Below are 6,898 nucleotides of genomic sequence, written 5' to 3' on the forward strand. Positions count from 1 at the left end.
AAAAATCAAGCTTCGAGTCTACTTGAGTATAGCCTCCTAAAAAGTTGGAGGATCTGGTTTGCAAGACTCTTCCTTTTTGGTCATACAACATATAACTCACTTCCGATTTATATAGGGTGCTGGTTTCTAGCACACGCACATAACTTCCCGTGGCTAACCCAATGGGTTTTGTCGTGTTGTTGTAGTAAACCGCCTCACCTTCTATTGTGGAAGGAATGGAGGTGGGAGCATTGGGAAAGTTATAATTGTCATAATAATTCACACTCAGCACATGATAACCCGAGGTTGGCCATGCCACTGTGGTATGGCGAAAGGCCACACCGTTTACGGTTGTATTACTGGTGGTATTGATTTTGTTTTCACTAAAATTGGTAGTCTGGCTATTTCGGGCATCTTGCGTGGTTTTACGAGTGCTTGCACTCACCGTAGTGGGCAACCAGGCCGTTAGAATAGGTCGATTAAATCGGTCATACTTAGTAATGAGCCATCCCGTTGACGTGAGGTTTGTGAATGGTGACAAAGCCGGTCCGGTAGCAATCACTCTATCCAGTTTGTCATACACCATAAACTCCCATTGCTTACCAGGTAGTTTCTTTTCAACCAATCGGTTGCGGGAATCGTATTTATATTGGTAACACAAGCCGTCTAAAATGGTTTGGCTTATGGTTTGGCTTACATCTACTTTTGGTGGTATCACATAAGTAAGATTGCCATAAATGTCATACACATAATACGTGTCATGTGGAACTTCTGTTACCGCATCTATATCGGCATAGGTTCGTTTTAAAATTACCTGACCCTGTTTGTTTTTAAACTCTTCGGTAGTATTGTTATGCCCTGAAGCAGAGGTCCAGTTTTCATCTTTGGTGATGGTTTTATACAATTCGTTGGCGGCATAATGTCCGTCTTTCACTAACGCAATGGTGTATAAACCAAAGGTTGTAGACCAAGTGGTGTTGGCTTTAAAATAAACCACCTCGTTAGCCTCATTGGTCTGATAATCAAACTTGATGGTTTTCCCACTGGCTTTCTCCCAAGGGTCACCCGGAGCGGCTTGCTCAAACACTCTTGAAAGTGGGGAGGCTTCCAACTCCTTTTCACTGTAGGGATTACCGGTGGTTTCAAAATGGGGATTACCTGTGAGTGAGGTGTTGTTCGTGGCATAGAAGCTCGTTGTATTTCCTTCCCCGGAAGGGTCAAAATTCAGCGAAGCACTTGAACGCACATAAGGTAAATACTCTTTGGTTTGACGACCAAAAGCATCGTAACCCGTGTGTACAATAATGTCTTTTCCTGTGTTGGATTGTTTGTGAGCCACTTGTTGGATAAGTCTACCCAGTCCATCAAAATATTGAACAGTCACAGCGGCCTGATTGGCTGAAGGATTGGATATTGAACTCGTTGTTGGAACTTTATAAGTTGTGTTTTTGATATAATTCTGATCCTGTGCAAAAACTAAAACAGGAAGGACTAACAATAATATATATAATTTCTTCATGACTCTTTAGTTTTGCGTTCTGTAATGGTATTGGTTTTCACTTAAAATATTTCCTTCCATATCGGTGACTTTTTCTAATCGGTTGAAGTTGTCGTAATGGTAGGTGGTTTTGTAGCCTTTGGGGTCGGTCATGGTTTTGATACCGACAAGGGGAATATAGGTGTAAGTGGTCACCATAGCATTGGCTAAAGCGGAATCGCTCCGAAGAGCAGTTAGTGCAGAAACCATGGCCGATTCTGTAGTAGCAGAATGGATGGCAGCTCTTAGATTAAGTGGAATACTGTTATAGTCTATGTTTTCTATTTTGGCAACGGGTTGGGTATGGTTATAGCCCCAGATATAGCTTATAGATACCCCATTTTCTTGTTGGACTTCCAAGGGGTTGCAGTACTGGTCGTATTCAATATATCTTATTCTTACATCTAAAGAATTGTTTTCTTTTGAAGAAGAAATTGTCTGAGGCAAATATGACTGATTTATTGACCAATTATTACTGTAGTTTATTTTATTTGTTGAGAGTAAAGAAGAGCCTTTATATGTTTCTATTCTTTCAATTTCAGAAATTCTGTTCTGAGAATAAATTGAGTTTCCTGTATGATAAAAGTATTTTGTGACTAGTTGTTCACCATTACTGTCTGTCTCTGATTTTTCTGCGACTTGAAAATTTATCGGGTTATAACTATAGTTACTTGTTCTCTCTAACACTGGGGGATTATTACCAATCTCAAAATATTCCTTAGTTGTGCTACTAACTAGTTTAGACCATCCGACTGCATTATTTATAGACCTGAAATCTACGATAGATGGGAAGAAAGCCTCACTACAACCATAATTTTGTTGACTGTTTAGCAAATAAAAATAATAATTATCTACTATTTCAAACCATCCACAACCTATTAGAGAAAATATTTGTATCCCACTTGAAACCATGTGTTCCTCAAAACCATAGGCGTTTATTGTTTCCTGTAACACATTTTGATTTGTATCCTTGATGTTAATCTTAGTCAATAAACCTCTTTTATAATCAAAATTTGGTGTTTTAGTAAAAGGGTACTCAAAATTTATATTTGGTTCAGGATAATCTATGGGAGAAGTATATTCATATTCAGTAGTACCATTCAAATCACTATCATTAAACAAGTATAATAAATTTCCTATTCCATCTTGACCTTCTGTAATTTCCATAATATTAGTAGATACTTTAACATTTTTATAGCCAACACTTGAACCTTTTGTGGCAACAACAGGTAAATTGTTATAATCAGTAATTACCTCATATATTGCTTTAAATTCTAAAAATCGGGGTAAGGTTCCTCCTAGTCCTGATCCTGCACATTGAAGAATATGACTTTTAGTTGTAATATAATTAAAGAGTGAGTTGCTAAATGCAAGGGAACCGCTCGATTGGTTGGAATTTGTGTTAAAATTATAACTATATTTTTTTTCTATATCTGGAACATAATTAATTAAATTTTGTTCCAAATTTTTGTAATAATCTTGAGTTGTTGTCCCGTCTTTGAAATAAGCAATGTTTTTAATCCTTAAACCTCCACCTGGTATATATTTAAAATTATTAGTCAATTTTAAATAATTAATTAATAAATTATAATTTATAGGTCCTGTAGCGAGACTTTCCGTGCCGGATTGTAGAAATTTAATTGCATAATAACCTTTTTTTAAATGTATTTTTTTGTAGTATGAGTTGGAAACTAAACTGGGGTCAATCTCTTCGAATATGATAGATTTACTGTATCGTGAAACATCGATTTCTAAATCTCCTAAAACAGATGCAATTTCGATTGAACTACCTGTTGGTTCGGGCAGATTTATTGGGAGAAAATTAAATTGCCAAAATTTTTTATTTGTTAAAGGATTAGTCTGTCCTGTTAATAATATATTAAAATCAACATCTTGGTCAAAAGGCAAATAAAATACATTATGTTCATTTGTACTTTCCATCGAATAACCAAGATAATTAAATGATTTTTGATGTGGATTAACGTTTTTCTCGTTAATAAATTGATCTTGCTCTTCATTACCAATGTAAGAATAACTATTCGATTCAAATTCAAAGATGTAGCAACCACCTGTGGGGAGCATCATTTTTTGTAATGTGCCATAGATGCATTTTGATTCATCAACTCGATAATTATTCATACCTCCATTATAATAGCCCCATTGGTCTTTTTCCTCCGAAAATCGTTGAGGGAGCTCGTTGCTATTGTTGTAGAAAAACTCTGTGCTTATTATTTCCGAGGGTAATGGTGATTGAGTGTTTGTTAAAATCTCAGACAGCTTATTTAAGAACAATCTATTCCCTTGGCCCACGTAGTTTTGAAAGAGCTTTAATCTCTTTATTTGTTTATTATTTTTATTCTCAATGATTATCTCGTCTAATCTTGTACCCCCTGAAATATATTCCTGTCTATCTGAAATTGTGTTAAAATATACATCTGCTACTCCCGTTATTTCAATCAAACTTAATTTTTTAGTATTAATAGTTAGTCTAGAGATTCTTAGCGATGATAATGGCATCATAACATCCTTTGCAGTTATTGCTGTACAAGCAAGTTCAGGATAACTTCCTTCAGTAGGACTTAGTGCGTTATAAATTGACTTGGATTTATTTTCAAAAACTTCATTAACATTTTCGTAGTTATATTTTATAATCAAATTGTTATTATTATCATATACCTCTGAAATGTTAAAAGAACTTATAAATGCCGGATTTTGAGATTCAACGGGTATGTCAAATCCGCCAACTCTTAACAAATTATATGACATTCTAGTCTCGGAAGTTGTCTCTTTGTCTTTAAATACGTATTTATATCCTTTATCATCATAAACTGTGAAGAACTTTTCAGTGGCATTGTAATGAATATTTATGGCTTGATCGTTATAAAGTTTTACAATTTCCATATTCTTATTTACGTAAAAACTTGCACTCATCCCATTATAACTTAAACTATAGATGTCATATTCAGAATCATATTGCCCTTTTACATGTGAATCAAACATAAATTGCTCTCTTTCATAGGAACTCGGTGAATTAATAATTTGACCGCTTTGGTCAAAAAACAAGTCATGAAAATCATTATCTTGTCCATAAACACCTTTGCTATATATTAAATTGTCATCAGCTTCACCACGAACAACTCTTGATATCGCACCCGCTCCCGTCAAACTCCAACCTGTCCCAATCCAACTTGATATATTCCCTATTTGTACATCTGTAGGATGGTAGTTTAAGAAAAGTTGAAAATTAAAATTTTTATCTCTTGTTGGAGTGCTAAAAACAGGTATTTTAATATCGGGAATACCCGTATAATAGCTAACCGGTAATTCATCAAACTTCATCATTGCAGCAACAGTTGGTGAGGGAGGAATCACATTTTTCATATCCGCACTTATTTGCGGTAAATTATTGTTTTGACCATTAACATCAATACAACAAATTAGTGAAAATGTTAGTGTAAATAGGATTACTTTTTTTATTTTTCTCATGGTTATATATTCTTAATTTCTTCTTATTCCTTTAATCACCTTCACACCGTCCTTCTGCACATTCGTTTTAATTTCAATCACATAAATTCCCTCGGGTAGTCCGCCCAAATCCACCGGAATGGTGCGTTCCTTGGCGATGTCAAAATTTTGTAGTTGTCGTCCGGCTAAATCAAAAACAGAACAAGTGCCTTTTTCATAGTCATAGCCAATAATCACGTTGGTGTATTGTGCCGTGGGGTTGGGGAAGGCCTCGATGGCCAGTTTGTCTTCCTTGCGTTTGTCTTTGTCTTTGAGTTTGACCACCCAAAAGTCTTGACTGCCAACGGCTGATTTTTTGTCGCGTGAGGGTTCACCACTGGATGTTCCGGTGAGCAAGTAACCTCCATCACGGGTGATAATCACTTTTCGCATGATTTCTTCGCCATTACTACCTACGGTTCTCTTAAAGATTTCTTCGCCATCTTCTTTTATCTTTATGAATGCATAGTCGTTGATTTCTTCTCTATCACTCTTTTTTGTTCCGTTTACTTCACTTTTGGCAAAACCGGCTATCAGTAGTGTTTTATCCTCGTTTTCAACAATCGATGTCAAGATATCTGACTTGCCAAAGTGATAGGTTTCTTGCCAGATTTCTTCACCTTCTTTGTTTAGTTTGATTACCCAAAAATCGGTTCCGGTTCTATTGCTTTTACTTTTTGTTTCTGATACGCCTGAATTGGAGTTACCACCCAAAATAAAATCACCATCACGGGTTTGAATAAGGATAGCGAGTTGGTCATCCTTTTCACCTCCTAATGTCTGTTGCCACTCCAGATTTCCTGATTTATCAAGTTTTAAAATCCAATAATCACCAATGCCAAAGTTGCGGTTGTTTTTGTCGCCCGATTCGGGTGAATTGGAGTAACCACCCACGATGTAACCACCGTCATGGGTTGGTTCAATGCTTTTTAAAAAGTCGTTGTACAATCCGCCATAGGTTTGTTGCCAGTCTATTTTTCCTTTTTTATCTAATTTAATAATCCAATAATCCATCGCTCCTCGGCTGTTGCTTTCCTTGTCTCCTGATAGTTCTGAAGCCGATGATGCTCCAATTATGTATCCTCCATCCACTGTTTGACGAACGCTGTGTACCATTTCTTGCGATGAACCGCCAATGGTTTTTTGCCATTCCTCGGCACCTTTAGCATCCAACTTGATTACCCAAATGTCTTCCTGTCCTCGGCTGTCTTCTTTCTTTCCTTCGCCTTTGGGGGAATTGGATGTTCCTACTAAAATAAAACCGCCATCGTTGGTAAGTTCAACCCTTTGCAAAAAGTCAGAGCCGGTTCCGCCAAAACTTTTCTGCCATTCCAAATCACCGTGTTCGTTCATTTTCCAGAGCCAGTAATCCAAGTCGCCTTGGTTGGCATCGGTTTTCTTTCCGGTTTTCCCTGAAAGTGAGCTGCCTGCTAATAAAAATCCGTAATCTGCCGTTGGCACAGCATCAAACAAATAATCAGCGTGTTTGCCTCCAATGGACTTTTCCCATAAAATGTCTTGGGAAAAGAGTTGCACGCTGATCAAGCAAAGCAAAAAAGCAATGAGGCTGTAAAAAGAAGTGTAATGTTTCATATAAGTGAAAGGAATTGGTGAATCGTTAGTTTTGATATTGATATTGTTATTGTAATTGTTATTGCTATTGTCATTTCCTCTGCAATGTAAATAACGTTTGCAAGACCATTTTACAGATTTTCTGTAAAAATTGTTAAAATTGAGTGTAGTCAAAATTACGAAAGTGAGTATAATGCGTGATACCGAAGTATTTTCTTTTTGTAAATTTTCTTACGAATTTTAATAATGTTGCAATTTTAAAATAAAAAACGACATCAAACAATACCCATTTATAGTGATTTTTTT

3 protein-coding genes are annotated in these 6,898 nt (G+C 36.2%); all 3 read right to left on the reverse strand.

What is annotated here, in order from left to right:
* Positions 1-1,498 (reverse strand): DUF6443 domain-containing protein (locus ACIQ0M_RS15020; protein WP_396153690.1); only part of this gene is annotated, 1,498 nt, incomplete at its 3' end.
* A gap of 6 nt (positions 1,499-1,504) precedes the next feature.
* Positions 1,505-4,888 (reverse strand): RHS repeat domain-containing protein, encoded by a 3,384-nt coding sequence (locus ACIQ0M_RS15025; RefSeq protein WP_396153692.1) that lies wholly within the window; start codon positions 4,886-4,888, stop codon positions 1,505-1,507.
* Positions 4,889-5,014: 126 nt separating this feature from the next.
* Positions 5,015-6,766: a T9SS type A sorting domain-containing protein gene (locus ACIQ0M_RS15030; RefSeq protein WP_396153694.1), complete on the reverse strand. Its 1,752-nt coding sequence runs from the start codon at positions 6,764-6,766 to the stop codon at positions 5,015-5,017.
* Positions 6,767-6,898: the final 132 nt, after the last annotated feature.

Origin of the sequence: Flavobacterium sp. (genome assembly GCF_044339515.1) — a bacterium.
GTDB lineage: Bacteria > Bacteroidota > Bacteroidia > Flavobacteriales > Flavobacteriaceae > Flavobacterium.